We start from the raw sequence: 18865 nt of genomic DNA, 5'->3' as shown, positions 1-18865 counted from the left end.
GCTTATTGCTCACACGTCAACATCTTGTTAACGCTTGAGAACGGGTCCTAACGTCAACCGGACCGCCAGACCTGGTGGGAGTTCGATGGTGAACGTTAGGTAGCCCCCATGCTGACAATCCTCGGATTCGTCATGATCGCCACCTTCCTGGTGCTGATCATGATGAAGAAGATGTCGCCGATCGCGGCACTGGTGCTGATCCCCGCGCTCTTCTGCGTGTTCGTAGGAAAGGGAGCCCATCTCGGGGACTACGTCCTCGAAGGCGTCGGGAATCTGGCGCCCACGGCGGCCATGCTCATGTTCGCCATCGTGTACTTCGGCGTCATGATCGACGTCGGCCTCTTCGACCCGATCGTCCGGGGCATCCTGCGCTTCTGCAAGGCGGACCCGGTGCGCATCGTGGTCGGCACCGCGCTGCTCGCCGCGATCGTCTCGCTCGACGGCGACGGCTCGACGACCTTCATGATCACGGTCTCGGCGATGTATCCGCTCTACAAACGCCTCAAGATGAGCCTCGTCGTCATGACGGGCGTCGCGGCCACCGCCAACGGCGTCATGAACACCCTTCCCTGGGGCGGCCCCACGGCCCGCGCCGCGGCCGCGCTCAAGGTCGACGCGGCCGACATCTTCGTGCCGATGATCCCGGCGCTCGCGATGGGCCTCGTGGCCGTCTTCCTGCTCTCCTACGCACTGGGTCTGCGGGAGCGCAAGCGGCTCGGCATGCTCTCCCTGGACGAGGTCCTGGAGAAGGAGACGGCGGGCGAGACGGTCCTGGTGGGTGCCGGTGGCGGCACGGGCACCGGGCGTACGTCACTCACGAAGAAGACCACCGGGGGAGCGGGCTCCGGGACGGACGCGGAGGCGGCTGCCGCTTCTGGTGAGTCCGCTTCTGGTGAGGCCGATGAGGAGGACGACGGCTTCCAGGGGCTCGACCCGAACCGCTCCACCCTGCGCCCCAAGCTCTACTGGTTCAACGCCGGTCTCACCGTGGTCCTGCTGACCGCCATGATCATGGAGTGGCTGCCGATCCCGGTCCTCTTCCTGCTCGGTGCCGCGCTCGCCCTGACGGTCAACTTCCCCCACATGCCCGACCAGAAGGCCCGCATCGGCGCCCACGCGGAGAACGTCCTCAACGTCACCGGCATGGTCTTCGCGGCCGCCGTCTTCACCGGCGTCCTCCAGGGCACCGGCATGGTCGACAGCATGGCCAAGTGGCTCGTCGACGCCATCCCTGAGGGCATGGGCCCGCAGATGGGCCTGGTCACCGGCCTCCTGTCCCTGCCGCTCACCTACTTCATGTCGAACGACGGCTTCTACTTCGGTGTCCTGCCGGTCCTCGCCGAAGCGGGTCAGGCGCACGGGGTCGGCACCCTGGAGATCGCCCGCGCCTCGATCGCCGGACAGGCCCTGCACATGTCGAGCCCGCTGGTCCCCGCCGTGTACGTCCTCGTCGGCATGGCCAAGGTCGAGTTCGGCGACCACACCAAGTTCACCGTCAAATGGGCCGTGCTCACCTCGCTCGTGGTGCTCGGCTCCGGAATCCTCTTCGGCATCATCTGATGCCATCGACACCGGGCCGTGCCTGGTTGCTGCGCCTCGTCATCGCCTTCAGCTTCGCGCAGGGGGCGGTGTCGATGGCGCGTCCTGCCGTCTCCTACCGGGCCCTCTCGCTGGGCGCCGACGAGCGGGCGATCGGCGTCATCGCGGGTGTCTACGCGCTACTTCCGCTCTTCGCGGCCGTGCCGCTCGGGCGCAGGACGGACCACGGGCGGTGCGCGCCGCTGCTTCCGGTCGGCGTCGTCCTGATCGCCGGAGGGTGCGCGCTCAGCGGCACGGCGGGGTCGCTCGGCGCGCTCGCCGCCTGGAGCGGCGTGATGGGCCTCGGCCACCTCTGCTTCGTGATCGGCGCCCAGTCGATCGTCGCCCGGCAGTCCGCCCCCGACGAACAGGACCGCAACTTCGGGCACTTCACGATCGGTGCCTCGCTCGGGCAGCTGATCGGGCCGATCGCCGCGGGCTCCCTCATCGGCGGGGACATGGGCCGCACGAGCGCCATCGCCCTGCTCGTCTCCGGAGCGGTCGCGGCGGTCTCGCTCACCTCGCTGTGGCGCATCGAGCACGCCCGCCCCGCCGGTGCCTCGCCGAAGCGGGGCGACAAGGTGCCGGTGTTCGGCATCCTGCGCACCCGCGGTGTCCCCGCGGGGATCTTCATCAGCCTCGCGGTGCTCTCCGCCACGGACATCCTCACGGCCTATCTGCCGGTGGTCGGCGAGCACCGGGGCATCGCGCCCGCGACGGTCGGCGTGCTCCTCTCGCTGCGGGCCGCCGCGACGATCGCCTGCCGGCTCGTGATGACACCGCTGATCAATCTGCTCGGGCGTACGGCGCTGATCGTCGTCACGTGTCTGCTGGCCGCCGTGCTGTGCGCGGGAGTTGCGCTGCCGGTGCCTGTGTGGGGGCTCGCGGTGATGCTGGTGCTGCTGGGCTTCTGTCTGGGAGTCGGGCAGCCGCTGTCGATGACGACTGTGGTGCAGGCGGCGCCGGAGGGTGCCCGTTCTACCGCGCTTGCGCTTCGGCTTACGGGAAATCGGCTTGGCCAGGTCGCCGCGCCTGCCGGGGCGGGGCTCATCGCGGGGGTGGCGGGGGTCGCCGCGCCGTTCGTGATGCTGGGCGGGCTGTTGCTGGTGGCGGCTGGGCTGGGGCTGAGGCGGAGCCCTGCGGGGCCTCAACCGCCGGACGGGCTGGGAAAAGCCCGTCCGGCGATTGAGGACGAACTCGGCGGAGCCGGTGATGGACGGTGCACCGACCCCGGGTCACGGGCTGCTACGGGACGATCTTGAGCAGCCTGTTCGGCGAGCCGCTGCCCGGGCTCGTGACCTTGCCCGAGGTGGCTCCGTTCACCAGGGCCGAGGAGACCTGGGCAGGCGTGGCCGAGGAGTGGCCCGCCAAGTACACCGCCGCCGCACCCGCGACATGCGGAGTGGCCATCGACGTACCGGAGATGGTGTTCGTGGCCGTGTCGCCGGTGTGCCAGCCCGCCTTGATCGAGACGCCGGGCGCGAAGATGTCAAGGACCGAGCCGTAGTTGGACCAGCTGGCCTTGGCGTCCGTGTTGCTGGTGGCGCCCACCGTGATGGCCGCGGGGACCCGCGCCGGGGACGACGAGGAGGCGTTGACGCCCTCGTTGCCCGCGGCGACCGCGTAGCTGACGCCGTCGGCGATGGAGTTCTTCACCGCGTTGTCCAGCGAGGTGGAGGCGCCGCCGCCGAGCGACATGTTGGCCACGGCGGGGGCGCCTGCCGCGTGGTTGCTCGTCACCCAGTCGATGCCCGCGATGACACCGGCGGTCGTGCCGGAGCCGTTGTTGTCGAGCACGCGGACGGCCACGATCTTGGCCTTCTTGGCGACGCCGTACGTCTTGCCCGCGATGGTGGTGGCCACGTGCGTGCCGTGGCCGTTGCCGTCCTGGGCGGTGTTGTCGCGGTCGACCGCGTCATAGCCGTTCACCGCGCGCCCGCTGATCTCGGAGTGCGAGATGCGTACGCCGGTGTCGATCACGTACGCGGTGACGCCCGAGCCCGCGGTGTCCGGGTAGGTGTAGGTGCCGGACAGTGGCAGGCTCGTCTGGTCGATGCGGTCCAGGCCCCAAGGCGCGTTGCTCTGGGTCGCGTCCGCCCGGACGGTCCGGTTCTGCTCGACCGAGGCGACCGCGGGATCCGCGGCGAGGCGTCTCGCCTCACCCGCGCTCAGCTCGACGGTGTATCCGTCGAGCGCGGACTTGAAGGTCTTCTTCACCGACCCGCCGTACTCGGATATCAGACCCTTGCCCTGGGCCGATGCGGCCTTGAAGCCCGAGTTCTTCTTCAGCGTGACGATGTAGCTGCCCTTGACGGCGTCGGCCGAGCCGGCCCCGATCACGGTGCCTTCGGCGGGAGCGGCCTGGGCCGGAAGGGCGGTGACCGCACCGAACAGAGTGGCGGCGGTGGCGGTCGAGATCGCCGCGGCGATCACTGTTTTCTTGCTGCGCAGCATTGCCATTACGAGGGAGTCCTCCTCATAGGCGGCGCGCGCCCCGGTTCGGGCGGCGCAACTGTGGGGGCGTGTGCGTGATCGCACACACAGCCGGGAGCGGTGCGTTCCGCTCCCGGCGCGATCAGCAGAATGTCGGCTCTACAGGCGTAGATCAAGGGAGTTGACGCCTTGACATGTGTCTGTCACATGCACGAAATCGAATTTCGGAGCAACACGTGGGGGTAGGTGTCGAGCCGGGGTGAATGTCCCCGGCGTCGGCACCCTTCGGGCACCCCTGGTGCCAAAAAACTATCAGCGCTAGTTTGGGGTGCGGACGAGTGCGGACGAGCGCGGACGACTCACTGACGAGCGCGGACGACTAACTGAGGAGTGCGATGAAGGCCCACGACGGCATCTACATCGGCGGCGCCTGGCGGCCCGCCGTCGGCACGGACACGATCACGGTCCTGAACCCGGCCGACGAGCAGCCGGTCGGCCAGGTCCCCGCCGGCACGGCGCAGGACATCGACGCGGCGGTGCGCGCGGCCCGCGAGGCCTTCCCCGCCTGGGCGGCGACCCCGCCCGCCGAGCGCGGCGCGCTCATCGGGGCACTCCGTGACCAGCTGGTCGCCCGCAAGGATGAGATCGCCGAGACGGTGACGGCGGAGCTCGGCTCCCCGCTCCCGTTCTCGCAGATGGTGCACGCGGGCGTGCCGATCCTGGTCGCCGGTTCGTATGCCGATCTCGCGGCGACGTACGCCTTCGAGGAGAAGATCGGCAACTCCACCGTCTACATGGAGCCGGTCGGCGTGGTCGGCGCGATCACGCCCTGGAACTATCCCCTCCACCAGATCGTCAACAAGGTGGCCCCCGCGCTCGCCGCGGGCTGCACGGTGGTCCTGAAGCCGGCGGAGGACACTCCGCTCACCGCTCAGCTCTTCGCGGAGGCCGTACACGAGGCGGGCATCCCCGCCGGTGTCTTCAACCTGGTCACGGGCCTCGGTCCGGTCGCGGGACAGGCTCTCGCCGAGCACGAGGGCGTCGACCTGGTCTCCTTCACCGGCTCGACGGCGGTCGGCAAGCAGATCGGCGCTACCGCGGGCGCCGCGGTCAAGCGCGTCGCCCTGGAGCTCGGCGGCAAGTCCGCCAACGTCATCCTGCCCAGCGCCGACCTGACCAAGGCGGTCAACGTGGGCGTCGCGAACGTCATGTCCAACTCCGGCCAGACGTGCAGCGCGTGGACCCGCATGCTGGTGGACTCCGCGCGGTACGACGAGGCGGTGGAGCTCGCGGCGGCGGCCGCGGCCAAGTACGGCTCCCGCATCGGCCCCGTCGTCAACGCCAAGCAGCAGGCGCGCGTGCGGGGTTACATCGACAAGGGCGTCGAGGAAGGCGCGCGCGTGGTGGCCGGCGGCTCCGAAGCACCGCGCGAGCAGGGCTACTTCGTCCAGCCGACGGTCTTCGCCGACGTCACCCCGGAGATGACGATCGCCCAGGAGGAGATCTTCGGTCCGGTCGTCTCGATCATCAGGTACGAGGACGAGGACGAGGCCCTGCGGATCGCGAACGGGACCGTGTACGGGCTCGCGGGCGCGGTCTGGGCGGCCGACGACGCGGAGGCGATCGCGTTCGCCCGCCGCATGGACACGGGTCAGGTCGACATCAACGGCGGCAGCTTCAACCCCCTTGCCCCGTTCGGCGGTTACAAGCAGTCGGGGGTGGGGCGCGAGCTGGGCCCGCACGGGCTCACCGAGTACCTCCAGACGAAGTCCCTCCAGTTCTGACCAGTTCTGACCAGGGCTGATTCTGACCAGTTCTGAGCCTCTGTTCCGCACCTTCTGAGGAGTACGTCACCGTGGTCCGCGCCGCTGTTCTGCCCGCCGTCGGTTCTCCCCTGGAGATCACCGAGATCGACCTGCCCGAGCCGGGCCCCGGCCAGGTGCGGGTGCGCCTCGCCGCCGCCGGGGTCTGCCACTCCGACCTGTCCCTGACCAACGGCACGATGCGGGTGCCGGTGCCCGCCGTGCTCGGGCACGAGGGTGCGGGGACGGTCGTATCCGTGGGCGAGGGGGTCACGCATGTCGTGCCGGGCGACGGAGTCGTCCTCAACTGGGCTCCCTCCTGCGGCAGTTGTCACGCCTGCTCGCTCGGCGAGGTGTGGCTGTGCGTGAACGCCCTTGCCGGTGCGGCCGACGTGTACGCACGCCGCGCCTCGGACGGCGCGGACCTCCACCCCGGCCTGAACGTCGCCGCGTTCGCCGAGGAGACGGTGGTCGCGGGCAACTGCGTGCTGCCCGCCCCGGACGGCGTCCCGCTGACGGACGCGGCGCTCCTCGGCTGCGCCGTACTCACCGGGTACGGCGCCGTGCACCACTCCGCGAAGGTCCGCGAGGGCGAGACGGTAGCGGTCTACGGGGTCGGGGGAGTGGGCCTCGCCACGCTCCAGGCGGCACGGATCGCCGGTGCCTCGAAGATCATCGCGGTCGATGTGTCGCAGGAGAAGGAGGAGTTGGCGCGGTCGGCGGGAGCGACCGAGTACGTGGTCGCCTCCGAGACGACGGCGAAGGACATCCGCAAGCTGACGGGTGGCCAGGGCGTGGACGTGGCGGTGGAGTGCGTGGGGCGTGCGGTGACGATCCGTACGGCCTGGGAGTCGACGCGGCGCGGCGGGCGTACGACGGTGGTCGGCATCGGCGGCAAGGACCAGCAGGTCACCTTCAACGCTCTGGAGATCTTCCACTGGGGGCGGACGCTTTCGGGCTGCGTGTACGGGAACTCCGACCCTGCGGTGGACTTGCCGGTCCTGGCTGACCACATCCGGGAGGGGCGTTTTGACCTGGGGGTCCTTGTGACGGATCGGATCGGTCTTGAAGGGATTCCCGCGGCCTTCGAGAACATGGTCGCGGGGAAGGGTGGGCGAGCGCTGGTGGTGTTCTAGGCGCGGGTCAGAGCGTTTTTCTTTCCCCAATCCCGCCCCTTCCCGAAACCATGGGGCTCCGCCCCCTGGGCCCCCGTACAAGATGTCCTCAAACGCCGGACGGGCTGATTCTCAGCCCGTCCGGCGTTTGAGGACGAACTCGGCGGAGCCGGTGATGACGGCAGTCAAAGCCCCCGAAAGGCCCCTGCGCCGAGCGGGTTTTCGGGAAGGGGCGGGGTTGGGGAAAACCTCTCTGCATGAACCGTTGACCACATACCCACCGGTCGGTACGGTCCCTGCAATCACACGCCCACCCCCTGTCCCGTCCCCGGACCCACCGGAGTGTGCACCCGCATGGACCCCGCACCGATCTCCACCGCTCCCCCCACCGCTCCCGCGTCACCGGCGGATCCCCACCGCCGCAAGGTGGCCACCGCGGCCGCCCTCGCGTCGGCCGTCGAGTGGTACGACTACTTCGTCTTCGGCATCGCAGCAGCCCTCGTCCTGGGCGACCTGTACTTCCCCTCCGGCAGCTCGTCCGCCGGAGTGCTCGCCGCGTTCGCCACCTTCGCCGTCGGCTTCCTGGCCCGCCCCATCGGCGGCATCATCGCGGGGCACCTCGGCGACAAGCGCGGCCGCAAGCCCATGCTGGTCCTCGCGCTGACCCTGATGGGCCTGTCCACCACGGGCATCGGCCTGCTCCCCACGTACGAGACGGTCGGCATCGCCGCGCCGATCCTCCTCGTCACCCTCCGCGTGTTCCAGGGCATCGCGGTCGGCGCGCAGTGGGGCGGCGCGATGCTGATGGCCACCGAGTACGCCCCCGAGGGCAAGCGCGGCCTCTACGGCAGCCTGGTCCAACTGGGCGTCCCCATCGGCGTGGTGACCGCCAACACGGTCTTCCTGGTCGCCGGGGCCGTCACCAGCGAGAGCACCTTCGAGGCGTGGGGCTGGCGGGTGCCCTTCATGGTCGGGATCCTCGTGCTCGTACTCGCCTGGTACATCCACACGCGTGTGGAGGAGACCCCGGAGTTCCGTGAGGCGGAGAAGGCGCTCGCGGAGAAGGAGAAGGCGCAGAAGGGCGCAGGCGGTGAAGGCGGCAACTCGCCTCTGCGCACCATCCTCCGCCACCACCTCGGCACCGTCTTCCTGGCGGGCGGCTCCTTCGCGGTGAACACCGCGACGTTCTACATCATCATCACCGGCGTCCTCGACTACACCACTCGCGAGCTCGACATGAAACGCAGCGCCGTCCTCACCGTCTCGCTCTGCGTCAGCCTCACCCAACTCGCCCTGATCCCGGCGTCCGCCGCGCTCTCCGACCGCATCGGACGGCTGAAGATCTACGCCCTTGGCGCCGCGGGGCTCGCGGTCTGGGCCGTGCCGATGTTCCTGCTCATCGACACAGGGTCGCTGCTGTGGCTGGCTGTCGGCACCTTCGTCACCAGCTGCTTCCTCAGCATCATGTACGGGCCGCAGGCCGCGCTGTTCGCGGAGCTGTTCACCGCCGAGATGCGCTACACGGGAGCCTCGCTCGGCTACCAGATCGCGGCCGTGTTCGGCGGCGGGCTCGCGCCGTTCGTGATGGTGCTGCTCCTGGAGGCGACGGGCACGTCGATGGCCGTCGCCGCGTACATCATCGGTCTCGCGGTGATCGCGCTGATCTCCATCAAGGTGCTTGCGGGACGGGCGAGTTCCCGCTGACGGCAGCGGTCGTGGCCGGCTGCGGCTCCGTCTCCACCGATGGTGCCGCGGCCGGTTCGCCCAGGCGCGAGAAGGACTTCGCCGCCGCCAGGAACGCGAGCGTCGTCAGTACGAACGGCCAGGTGAACGCGTGCCCGCCGGACGGCGCGAGAAGCGCCGTCATGGCCGAGCCCGCGATGGTCGCCGTGGCGGCACCGACGAGCGCGTACGCGAGCGTCACTCCCCGGACGGGCAGGAAGACGCCGCACAGCGCGAGCGCCACGAGCACCGCGTTGTATCCCATTGTCCCGTCCGCGATCCGCGCGGCCGGCGCCCCGAGCGCGACCGCGGTGCCGATGCCGGTCAGGCTGCCGAGGCAGGCCACGGCCCCCGCGCGACGGCTCGCGACGAAGAGACCGAGCAGCACCAGCGCACCGACGTACCACTGCGGCATGAAGAAGATCTGGGCGAATCCCGCGAAGAACGCGCGCGCCAGATCGGTGGGTTGGAGCGCTGTCGGACCGCTCGCCGCCTGCGTCAGCGCCGCCGGGTCGACCCTGTGGTGCCAGACCCGCTCGAAGCCGAGTGCCGCCATAGTCGTCACGCTCGCGAGCAGGCAGTACGGGAGTGTGAGCGAGGGCAGGCCCCAGACGGCGAGGAGGTTGGTGGCCGCAGCCGTCACGACCGTGACCACCACGCAGCCCGCGAGGGCGAGCACGGCCGTGGACAGGTGACCGGCGCCGAGGAACACCGCGAAACACAGCGCGGTGAGGCAGGCGTTGAAGCCTTCGAGCCCGGTCGTCACGCGGTCCCGTGCCGCCCCGAGGAGCCGCGCCGTGGCCGTGCCGACGGCCGTTCCCACAAGCCCGTAGAGCCCGTACTCCCAGCCCGCCGCGAAGAGCGCCGCACAGAAGACGGCGCCCGCCGCCGCGCTGGGCAGGAAGGTGACCTGCGCCTGCCCGCGCAGGACTTGGGCGGCGAAGACCGGCGCGCCAAAAGGCCGGCGACCGGCGTCTGTTGAGTGCCGCACGGCTCACTCCCGTGTTACGTCCATGTTTCGCCCGGCAAGACGGATGGACTTTACATCTACCTGTCGAGGTCTGCGATACCGAGGTTCGCGATACCGAGGTGCGCCTCCGGCGCCCTGGCCCCGGTGGCGTCCCTGCCGCTCCTCGGTGGTCGCTGAACCGTCACCCCGTGGGCGCCGCCACCTGCGCGTACTGGAGCGTGAGTCCGTCGAGCAGCGCGCGAAGGCCCGTCTCGAAGGCCCGTTCGTCGATCTCCTGCTGGCGCTCGGCCAGGAGATGCGCCTGGCCCAGGTGCGGATAGTCGGCCGGATCGTATGCGGTCTCGTCGTCCACGAAGCCGCCGGCGAAGGAGCCGAGCGCCGAGCCCATGATGAAGTACCGCATCAGCGCGCCGATCGACGTGGCCTGCGCGGCGGGCCAGCCCGCGTCGACCATCGCCCCGAACACCGCGTCCGCGAGCCGCAGTCCGGCCGGGCGGCGGCCGGGGCCGCTCGCGAGCACCGGAACGATGTTGGGGTGCAGGGTGAGCGCCGCGCGGTACGAGACGGCCCAGTCGTGCAGCGCCGTCCGCCAGTCGCGCTCGTCGGCGGCCTCGAACATCGACAGGTCGACCTGCGCGCTCACCGAGTCCGCGACCGCCTCCAGGATCTCGTCCTTCGTGCGGAAGTGGTTGTAGAGCGAGGGCCCGCTGACCCCGAGCTCGGCGGCGAGGCGGCGCGTCGAGACGGCGGCGAGGCCCTCGGCGTCCACGAGCGCGCGCGCCGTCTCGACGATGCGTTCTCTGCTGAGGAGGGGCTTGCGCGGTCGGGCCATGCGGCACATAGTAGGGCTGCCGTAAGAAACTAGCAGTGCTAATTTAAATCCGACCCGAAGAGGTGCCACACGATGAACCTGGAGCTCAGCGAGGAGCAGACCGCCGTCCGGCAGCTGGCCAAGGACTTCGTGGCCCGCGAGATCGCGCCCCATGTCATCGAGTGGGACCGCGCCGAGAGCGTGGACCGGGGCATCGTGAAGAAGCTCGGCGAGGTCGGCTTCCTCGGGCTCACCGTCGACGAGGAGTACGGCGGCTCGGGCGGCGACCACCTCGCGTACTGCCTGGTGACCGAGGAGCTGGGGCGCGGTGACTCCTCCGTGCGCGGCATCGTGTCGGTCTCCCTTGGCCTCGTGGCCAAGACCATCGCGTACTGGGGGAGCGAGGAGCAGAAGCGGCAGTGGCTGCCCGGTCTCACCTCCGGTGAGTACGTCGGCTGCTTCGGGCTCACCGAGCCGGGCACCGGGTCCGACGCGGGGAACCTCTCGACCAAGGCCGTGCGCGACGGCGACGACTTCGTCGTCAACGGCTCCAAGATGTTCATCACGAACGGCACCTGGGCCGATGTCGTGCTGCTCTTCGCGCGGACCAACGACGCCCCAGGACACAAGGGCGTCTCCGCCTTCCTCGTGCCGACCGACACCCCCGGCCTGAGCCGCCGCACGATCCACGGCAAGCTCGGCCTGCGCGGCCAGGCCACCGCCGAGCTGGTCCTCGAGGACGTCCGCGTCCCGGCATCGGCCATGATCGCGCCCGAGGGCAAGGGCTTCTCGGTCGCCATGTCGGCGCTCGCCAAGGGGCGGATGTCGGTCGCCGCGGGCTGCGTGGGCATCGCCCAGGCCGCCCTCGACGCGGCCGTGGCGTACGCGACCGAGCGCGAGCAGTTCGGCAAGCCCATCGCGGGGCACCAGCTGGTGCAGGAGCTGATCAGCGACATCGCGGTGGACGTGGACGCCGCGCGCCTGCTGACCTGGCGCGTCGCCGACCTCATCGACCGCGGTCAGCCCTTCACCACGGAGTCCTCCAAGGCCAAGCTGTTCGCCTCCGAGGCCGCGGTGCGCGCCGCCAACAACGCGCTCCAGGTCTTCGGCGGCTACGGCTACATCGACGAGTACCCCGCGGGCAAACTGCTGCGCGACGCGCGCGTCATGACGCTCTACGAAGGCACGAGCCAGATCCAGAAGCTGGTCATCGGGCGGGCGCTGACCGGGGTTTCGGCGTTCTGAGCGCGTGTTCCCGGTGTGAGAGCTGAGTACGAAGCTGAGTACGGGAACGGATGTGGCGCGGCCGCTCGCGGGCGAGGCTCTGGTCATGAGTGAGACACCGGTCAAGCAGCAGAGCACCACCGCCTACTACGGTCAGGCCGTCGCGTCGTTCGCCGTGGCGCTCGGCGCCGTGGCGATCGGCATCTACAGCCTCGACGTCAGCGGCTGGATCCGCGCCTTCCTCGCCATCTCCGTCCTGTACCTGACGACGTCCGCGTTCACCCTCGCCAAGGTGATCAGGGACCGGCAGGAGGCGGACCAGATCGTCAGCCGCGTCGACCAGGCCCGTCTGGAGAAGATTCTCGCCGAACACGACCCCTTCAAACCGGCCGCCTGACCCGGCGTCCTAAGCGCTTGCTCACCGTCAGGGGTATGGTGTCCCTCCCGACCGGCGGAAGGAGTGGGCGATGAGCACGGCGGAGAAGACCGAGGGCGAGGACCTGCCATGGGGCGAGGTCACGCCTGATGCGGCGCGGCGGCTGCTGATCGCCGCCGTCGAGGCCTTCGCCGAGCGTGGGTACCACGCGACGACGACCCGGGACATCGCGGGCCGCGCCGGCATGAGCCCGGCGGCGCTCTACATCCACTACAAGACCAAGGAAGAGCTGCTCCACCGCATCAGCCGGATCGGCCACGACAAGGCGCTGCGGCTCCTGCGCGACGCGGCCGACGGTCCGGGCACCGCGGCGGAGCGGCTCGACGACGCCGTACGGTCCTTCGTCCGCTGGCACGCCGACCATCACACCACCGCCCGCGTGGTCCAGTACGAGCTGGACGCGCTCGGCGAGGCGCACCGCACGGAGATCGTCGCGCTGCGCCGCCAGTCGGACGCCGCCGTGCGGGACATGATCAACGACGGGGTCCGGGACGGGGAGTTCGACGTCCCCGACGTGCCGGGCACCACGCTGGCCGTGCTCTCGCTCTGCATCGACGTGGCCCGCTGGTTCAACGTCGCAGGCACCCGGACGCCCGACGAGGTCGGCGCGCTCTACGCCGACCTCGTGCTGCGCATGGTGGGGGCCCGGCAGCAGGCCTCCTGAGCCCCTGAGCCCCCGCCCGTATGCCGGCCAGCCCGCCTCAGAAGTAGTAGCGGGACACCGACTCCGCGACGCAGGCGGGCTTCTCGGCGCCCTCGCGCTCGACGGTGACCACGGCCGTCACCTGCACGCCGCCGTCCTTGGTCTGCTCGACCTCCTTGAGCACGGCGGTCGCCCGCACCCGGGAGCCCGAGGGGACCGGCGAGGGGAAGCGGACCTTGTTGGTGCCGTAATTGACACCCATCTTCATGCCCTCGACCCGCATGACCTGCGGCACCAGGCTCGGCAGCAGCGACAGCGTCAGATAGCCGTGCGCGATGGTCGTCTTGAAGGGGCCCTGCGCCGCCTTCTCCGCGTCCACGTGGATCCACTGGTGGTCGCCCGTGGCGTCGGCGAACAGGTCGATCCGCTTCTGGTCGACCTCCAGCCATTCGCTGTGCCCGAGCTGCTCGCCGACTCCGGCACGCAGGTCGTCGGCCGACGCGAAGATCCTCGGCTCTGCCATGTCCCTGGCCTCCTCAAAGTATTCGAACTAAGCGCTTGCTCAGCATGCTGTGTGCGCCGACGTGTGTCAACGGACACGTCACCAGGGCCGGCGGATCAGCCATTAGGGTTGGAGGGGTGCCCCAGATCCCAGAGAAGATCCACGAGCTCACGGTCGGCCAGCTCTCGGCCCGCAGCGGCGCGGCCGTCTCCGCCCTGCACTTCTACGAGTCCAAGGGCCTGATCACCAGCCGCCGCACCTCGGGCAACCAGCGCCGCACCACCGTGACGCGCTGCGCCGCGTCGCCTTCGTCCGCGCCGCCCAGCGCGTCGGCATCCCGCTGGCCACGATCCGCGAGGCGCTCGACTCGCTCCCCGAGGAGCGCACCCCCACCCGCGAGGACTGGGCACGCCTCTCGGAGACCTGGCGCTCGGAACTGGACGAGCGCATCCAGCAGTTGGGCCGGCTGCGCGATCACCTCACGGACTGCATCGGCTGCGGCTGCCTCTCCCTGGAGACGTGCGTGCTCTCCAACCCCGACGACGTCTTCGGCGAACGCCTCACCGGCTCCCGTCTGCTGGTCGAGCGCCGGCCCCGGTCGTGACCTCGGGCTGTTCCGCCTCGGGCCGTTCTTAGGCGGACGCGGACGCGGACAGCGCCGCCCGGACCAACTGGGCGTTGGACGTGGCCGGTTCACCGTCCGGCAGGGCCAGCGTGTCCTCAAGGCCGATGCGGGTCGCGAGACCCAGGCGCCCCGCGAGGCGCAGCACGGGCCAGGTGCCGCCCTCCTCGCCGTGCAGCAGGACGGGGCGGCCGTGCGCCCGGCCGATCACGGCGAGAAGAGCGCGGGCCGAGTCGCGTGCCGTCGCCGGGTCGGGGTCCGTCACCTCCGCGAGGACCCGCAGGACGCGCGGGCCGAGTGGGGACGCCGCGAACTGCTCCGCCGCGTCCGTGCCGGACCAGATGCCCGCCTCCACGCCCACGCCCCGGTCCAGGAGCGCCTCGGCCACCGCCTCCGCGCCCGGCTCGTGCCAGTTCACCGACGCGTGATCGGGCAGCACCGTCCACGCGCGGATGTGCGCCACCCGCTGTTCGGGGTCCGGGTCGGCCCAGGCGCCCGTGGTCACGCCGACCGGTACGGAGGTCACGGAACGGACCGCTTCCAGCGCGGCCGCAACCGCACGTGGCGCCAACGTGTCTTGCCCACAAGGGGACTTGGGGTGTACATGAACATCCCGAGCACCGGCCGCGACGGCTTCCGCCACGGACTCGGCCATCGCCCCGGGCGACAACGGGATCACCGCACCATCGCTCGCGCCGCGGGCGCCGTTCACACATACCTGCATCACGACAGGACAGTACAGACGACGACACACAGGGGGATAGTCCGATGGGAATCGCCATCTGCTCGTTGCTGTGGAGTTCCGCGCACTCGGGGCCGCAGAGGATCAGGTACGACAGCGACGGCTACCACCTCGTGCGGTTCCCGTACGCGGACGCCGAGGAGTCGTACGACCCGTGGCACATGCACCACCCCGGCAAGGGGGGCACGAGCCCGTCGAAGTTCCCGGACGCCCGGTCCGCGCTGATCTGGCCGAGCCACGACGGCTGGGGCACCCTGTCGGCGATGATCTTCTGGGAGCCGGACGACCGGCCCACCGAGTACCGTGCGCGCTATGTGCGCGATCCGCTCGGCCTCTCCACCGGGTACGACTCGACGGCCACCACCGACTGGGCTCCCACCAGGGGCGGGCAGTACCGGACGCACATCTGGCAGATGTTCGTCCACCCGCAGACACCGGTCGGCCTGAAGATATCGGCGCGCGGTCCCGGCGACGTGAAGATCGCCGCGCCGCTCATGTTCGCCGAGTTCAAGCTGGCCATACAGTCCGACGTGGCGACGCCCTAGTCGCCGTACACCGCGATCCCGTCCGTCCTGACCTCATGCCGAGACCAGCGGCCGTGCCCGTCGTGCCCGTGCCCTCGCCATCGCGGCGGGCGTGAGCACCGGGGCCGGCACGACGATCCCGCAGCCCGTGCAGACGGCGCCCGAAGAGGGCTCGTGCGCCAGGCCGTGGGTCCAGACGAGGTCGGAACTGTCGCACACCGGGCAGTCCGTGCCCGGCTCCCGCTCCAGCGCCGCGATCAGCCGGCGCAGCACCTCGGCGAGCGGTCCGGAGGGATACACGCAGGGGTCGTCGCACCAGGCGACCCCGAACCCTCCCCAGGTGCACCGGTGCCAGTCGTCCACGCTGCCGGGACTGCGGAGGCCGTCGTGCTTCTCCTTGCGGCGGCGCTCCGCGAACCCCTCCTCGTAGGCGAGCCAGACCGCACGCGCCGCTTCCAGTTCATCTAGCGCGGCCACGAGCCGCGCCGGGTCGGGTGAGCGGTCCTCGGGCCCGAAGCCCGCCCGGGAGCACAAATGGTCCCAGGTCGCCCGGTGGCCGTAAGGGGCGAACCTCTCCAGGCACTTGCGCAGTGAGTACCGTCGCAGTGCCAAATCGCTCAGCGGATCGCGCACCTGTCTCGCGAGACTCCGGAATCCGGCCATCGCCCTGCACCTCCGTCGCACGTTCTCGGACGTTGCCGAGTAGACGTATCGACACGCGATTCGGCTCCCTCGACTTCCATTCGATTTTCGATGCCTGACATAAGGCGGCCGTGAGCTGGAGCTATGTGGTGGTTCTGAAAAGGCGACGCATGCTCATCTTCCGGGTTGGGCAACCCGCCAGTAACCTCCGCCTCAACTCCCTCCCACAGGAGCACAAGCGGAGCCCAGAGGAGCACACATGCGACGACGCATCGTCCGGCTCAGAACCCTCACCGCCACCGCGGCGCTCGCGCTCGCCGCGTCTCTCCTCGCGCCGCAGCCGGGGGCGGCAGCCGACGAGCCGCCACCGGTCACCGCCACGGACCACTGCGAGGGGCAATGTGCTGACGTGCTGCCGCCCGGTGCGAACGGCAACGCCACGCTCGCCGAGATCCTCGCGCACCGCGTCCTCGGCACCCAGCCCAAGCACGCGAACGACCAACTCGGGCCCTACGACGCACTCTCCTCCGGCTATCAGTCCCTCACCGACGACAAGCTGACGGAGTTCTTCAACGACGCCTCCTTCGGCGTCCGCGACGGCCAGGTCGCCTCCGTCACCAAGCCGCGCGACGACGTGACGATCACCCGGGACAAGAAGTACGGCATCCCGCACATCAAGGGCTCCACGCGCTACGGCACCGAGTTCGGCGCGGGCTTCGCGGCCGGGCAGGACCGGCTCTGGCTCATCGACCTGTTCCGGCACATCGGCCGCGGCCAGCTCACCTCGTTCGCGGGCGGCGCTCCCGCCAACCAGGGCCTTGAGCAGCAGTTCTGGCCGCAGGCCCCGTACACGGAGAAGGACCTGGAGAAGCAGGTCGAGTACATCAAGTCGACCCAGGGCGAGCGCGGCAAGCAGGCCATGGAGGACGCCCAGGCCTATGTCGACGGGCTCAACGCCTACCGTGTGAAGGCGAAGAACGGCCGCTACTTCCCCGGTGAGTACGTCCTCACCGGCAAGATCGACGCGATCACCAACATCGGCGAGATCGAGCCCTTCAAGGTCACCGATATGATCGCCCTCGCCTCCGTCGTCGGCGGGCTCTTCGGCAACGGCGGCGGCGGAGAGGTCGACTCGGCACTCTCCCTCCTCAAGTCCCAGGAGAAGTACGGCATCGAGAAGGGCACGAAGGTCTGGGAGTCCTTCCGGGCCCGCAACGACCCCGAGGCCGTCCAGACGATCCACGACGGCACGAGCTTCCCGTACGCGGGCAAGCCGGAGAACGCGCGCGGCACCGCGATGCCCGACGCGGGCTCGGTCGAGCGCGAACAGCTCGTCTACGACCGGGAAGGCGGCGCCAAGTCCGCGTCCAGCGCCCCCAAGGACCCGGTGAAGGCGCCCAAGAAGCTCGAACCGCTCCAGGGGATGTACGACGACGGGGTGCTGCCCGCCGACCTGTTCAAGCAGGACGGCCAGAAGAAGGGCATGTCGAACGCTCTTCTCGTCTCCGGGAAGCACACCGCGAGCGGCAACCCGGTCGCCGTGTTCGGCCCGCAGACCGGCTACTTCGCCCCGCAGCTCCTGATGCAGCAGGAGCTCCAGGGCCCCGGCATCAGCGCGCGCGGCGTCTCCTTCGCGGGCGTCGGCATGTACGTCCAGCTGGGGCGCGGCCAGGACTACGCCTGGTCGGCCACGTCCGCCGGGCAGGACATCACGGACACCTACGCCGTGGAGCTCTGCGAACCGGGCGGCGGCGCCCCCACGAAGCAGTCCGCCCACTATCTCCACCACGGCACCTGCACCCCCATGGAGAAGCTGGAGCGCAAGAACGCCTGGAAGCCGACCCTCGCCGATTCCACCGCGGCGGGCTCCTACCGCATGCAGGTGTTCCGCACGAAATACGGCGTCGTGACGCACCGCGCGAGCGTCGACGGCAAGCCCGTCGCGTACGTCTCGCTGCGCTCCACCTACCGCCACGAGGCCGACTCGATCATCGGCTTCCAGATGCTCAACGATCCCTCGTACGTCAAGGACGCCTCGACCTTCAAGAAGGCGGCCCAGAACATCAGCTACGCCTTCAACTGGTTCTACGCCGACTCGCGCGACACCGCGTACTACAACAGCGGCGCCAACCCGGAGCGCGCGAAGGACATCGACCCCGCCCTGCCGGTGAAGGCCCAACAGGCATACGAATGGCGGGACTTCGACCCGGAGAACAACACCTCCGCGCAGACCCCGGCCGCCGAGCACCCGCAGTCCGTCAACCAGGACTACTACATCTCCTGGAACAACAAACAGGCCAAGGACTTCAGCACGGCGGGCTTCGGCCTGAGCGCCGTGCACCGCGGTGACCTGCTCGACGGACGGGTGAAGAAGCTCACCGAGGAGGGCGGCGTCACACGGGCCTCGCTGACCCAGGCCATGTCCGAGGCGGCGGTCACCGACCTGCGCGGCGAACAGGTGCTGCCCGAGCTGCTCAAGGTGGTGCGGAGCGAGCCCGTCACCGACCCCCAGCAGGCGAAGGCCATCCAGCAGTTGGAGGCCTGGCGGAAGGCGGGCTCGCAGCGGAACCAGACGGCGGCGGGCTCCAAGACGTACGCCCACCCCGACGCCGTACGCATCATGGACGCCTGGTGGCCCCTGCTGATCGAGGCCGAGTTCAAGCCGGGCATGGGCAAGGAGCTGTACGACGCTCTGACGGCGCAGCTCGGCACCGACGAGTCACCCTCCGCCGGGCACGGCCCGACCGGGGCGCACGCCGGATCGGCCTTCCAGTACGGCTGGTGGGGTTACGCGGACAAGGATCTGCGGGCCGTGCTCGGACAGCCCGTCGAGGGAAAGCTCGGGGACGCGTACTGCGGCGAGGGCAAGCTCGACGCCTGCCGTGACGTGCTCCTGGCCACCCTGACGCAGGCCGTCGCCAAGCCCGCGACCGAGGTCTATCCCGGCGACGACAGCTGCAAGCCCGGCGAGCAGTGGTGCGCGGACTCGATCATCCACCGTGCGCTCGGCGGGATCACGCACGGGCCGATCCAGTGGCAGAACCGGCCCACCTACCAGCAGGTCGTCGAGTTCCCCAAGCACCGCTAGACGAAGAGGAG

The 18865-nt window shown here is 70.0% G+C and carries 16 protein-coding genes and 1 pseudogene; 11 read left to right on the top strand and 6 right to left on the bottom strand.

The features are described from left to right. The first annotated feature begins 108 nt into the window (after nt 1-108). Entirely contained in the window at nt 109-1560 is a 1452-nt protein-coding gene (locus E5671_RS12980; RefSeq protein ID WP_160504126.1) for a CitMHS family transporter, read from the top strand. Next, entirely contained in the window at nt 1560-2840 is a 1281-nt protein-coding gene (locus tag E5671_RS12975) for an MFS transporter (protein WP_160504125.1), read from the top strand. The genes E5671_RS12980 and E5671_RS12975 overlap by 1 nt, the downstream gene beginning before the upstream one ends. Here E5671_RS12975 and E5671_RS12970 read toward each other — a convergent pair. Further along, nucleotides 2824-4038, bottom strand: a complete 1215-nt coding sequence (locus tag E5671_RS12970) for a S8 family peptidase (protein WP_160504124.1) — start codon at nt 4036-4038, stop codon at nt 2824-2826. The two genes, E5671_RS12975 and E5671_RS12970, sit on opposite strands and share 17 nt — an antisense overlap. 368 nt (nt 4039-4406) lie before the next feature. Here E5671_RS12970 and E5671_RS12965 point away from each other — a divergent pair, with 368 nt between their 5' ends. The 3 genes from E5671_RS12965 to E5671_RS12955 all read left to right on the top strand — a co-directional run bounded on the left by E5671_RS12965 (nt 4407) and on the right by E5671_RS12955 (nt 8632). Beyond that, complete coding sequence (locus E5671_RS12965) at nt 4407-5795, top strand: aldehyde dehydrogenase family protein (protein WP_160504123.1); 1389 nt, start codon at nt 4407-4409, stop codon at nt 5793-5795. 71 nt (nt 5796-5866) lie between these two features. Beyond that, on the top strand, nt 5867-6949 hold the full coding sequence (locus tag E5671_RS12960; protein WP_160504122.1) for a zinc-binding dehydrogenase: 1083 nt from the start codon (nt 5867-5869) through the stop codon (nt 6947-6949). Between the two features lie 333 nt (nt 6950-7282). Further along, nucleotides 7283-8632 carry an MFS transporter gene (locus tag E5671_RS12955; RefSeq protein ID WP_160504121.1) on the top strand — a complete coding sequence of 450 codons (1350 nt, stop codon included), beginning with the start codon at nt 7283-7285 and terminating at the stop codon, nt 8630-8632. Here the strand turns inward: E5671_RS12955 and E5671_RS12950 are convergent. Beyond that, a complete protein-coding gene (locus tag E5671_RS12950) occupies nt 8598-9641 on the bottom strand; it encodes an urea transporter (protein ID WP_160504120.1) in 1044 nt (347 codons plus the stop codon). The genes E5671_RS12955 and E5671_RS12950 overlap by 35 nt on opposite strands. 160 nt (nt 9642-9801) lie before the next feature. After that, nucleotides 9802-10461: a TetR/AcrR family transcriptional regulator gene (locus E5671_RS12945; RefSeq protein WP_202121102.1), complete on the bottom strand. Its 660-nt coding sequence runs from the start codon at nt 10459-10461 to the stop codon at nt 9802-9804. 63 nt (nt 10462-10524) lie between these two features. On the opposite strand from E5671_RS12945, the gene E5671_RS12940 reads away from it, so the two are divergent. The 3 genes from E5671_RS12940 (at nt 10525) to E5671_RS12930 (ending at nt 12755) form a co-directional block, all read left to right on the top strand. Further along, nucleotides 10525-11676 carry an acyl-CoA dehydrogenase family protein gene (locus E5671_RS12940; protein WP_160504118.1) on the top strand — a complete coding sequence of 384 codons (1152 nt, stop codon included), beginning with the start codon at nt 10525-10527 and terminating at the stop codon, nt 11674-11676. A gap of 85 nt (nt 11677-11761) precedes the next feature. Then, nucleotides 11762-12052, top strand: a complete 291-nt coding sequence (locus E5671_RS12935) for a YiaA/YiaB family inner membrane protein (protein ID WP_160504117.1) — start codon at nt 11762-11764, stop codon at nt 12050-12052. 70 nt (nt 12053-12122) lie between these two features. Continuing rightward, a complete protein-coding gene (locus tag E5671_RS12930; protein WP_160504116.1) occupies nt 12123-12755 on the top strand; it encodes a TetR/AcrR family transcriptional regulator in 633 nt (210 codons plus the stop codon). A 37-nt stretch (nt 12756-12792) separates the two neighbouring features. Here E5671_RS12930 and E5671_RS12925 read toward each other — a convergent pair whose 3' ends face one another. Then, nucleotides 12793-13257: a MaoC family dehydratase gene (locus E5671_RS12925; RefSeq protein WP_160504115.1), complete on the bottom strand. Its 465-nt coding sequence runs from the start codon at nt 13255-13257 to the stop codon at nt 12793-12795. A gap of 116 nt (nt 13258-13373) precedes the next feature. Between E5671_RS12925 and soxR the strand changes: the two are divergent. Continuing rightward, nucleotides 13374-13840: pseudogene (gene soxR / locus E5671_RS12920) on the top strand (redox-sensitive transcriptional activator SoxR). Between the two features lie 28 nt (nt 13841-13868). Here the strand turns inward: soxR and E5671_RS12915 are convergent. Next, nucleotides 13869-14585: a 3-keto-5-aminohexanoate cleavage protein gene (locus E5671_RS12915; protein WP_160504114.1), complete on the bottom strand. Its 717-nt coding sequence runs from the start codon at nt 14583-14585 to the stop codon at nt 13869-13871. Nucleotides 14586-14626: 41 nt separating this feature from the next. Between E5671_RS12915 and E5671_RS12910 the strand changes: the two genes are divergently transcribed. Continuing rightward, nucleotides 14627-15145: a hypothetical protein gene (locus E5671_RS12910; protein ID WP_160504113.1), complete on the top strand. Its 519-nt coding sequence runs from the start codon at nt 14627-14629 to the stop codon at nt 15143-15145. Between the two features lie 33 nt (nt 15146-15178). Here the strand turns inward: E5671_RS12910 and E5671_RS12905 are convergent, their stop codons facing one another. Then, entirely contained in the window at nt 15179-15787 is a 609-nt protein-coding gene (locus E5671_RS12905; RefSeq protein WP_160504112.1) for a hypothetical protein, read from the bottom strand. 238 nt (nt 15788-16025) lie between these two features. Here E5671_RS12905 and E5671_RS12900 point away from each other — a divergent pair, with 238 nt between their 5' ends. Next, complete coding sequence (locus tag E5671_RS12900; RefSeq protein WP_160504111.1) at nt 16026-18854, top strand: penicillin acylase family protein; 2829 nt, start codon at nt 16026-16028, stop codon at nt 18852-18854. The last annotated feature ends 11 nt before the right edge of the window (nt 18855-18865 follow it).

Origin of the sequence: Streptomyces sp. BA2, assembly GCF_009769735.1 — a bacterium.
Taxonomy (GTDB): domain Bacteria; phylum Actinomycetota; class Actinomycetes; order Streptomycetales; family Streptomycetaceae; genus Streptomyces.
This window is presented reverse-complemented; position numbering and strand designations above follow the sequence as displayed.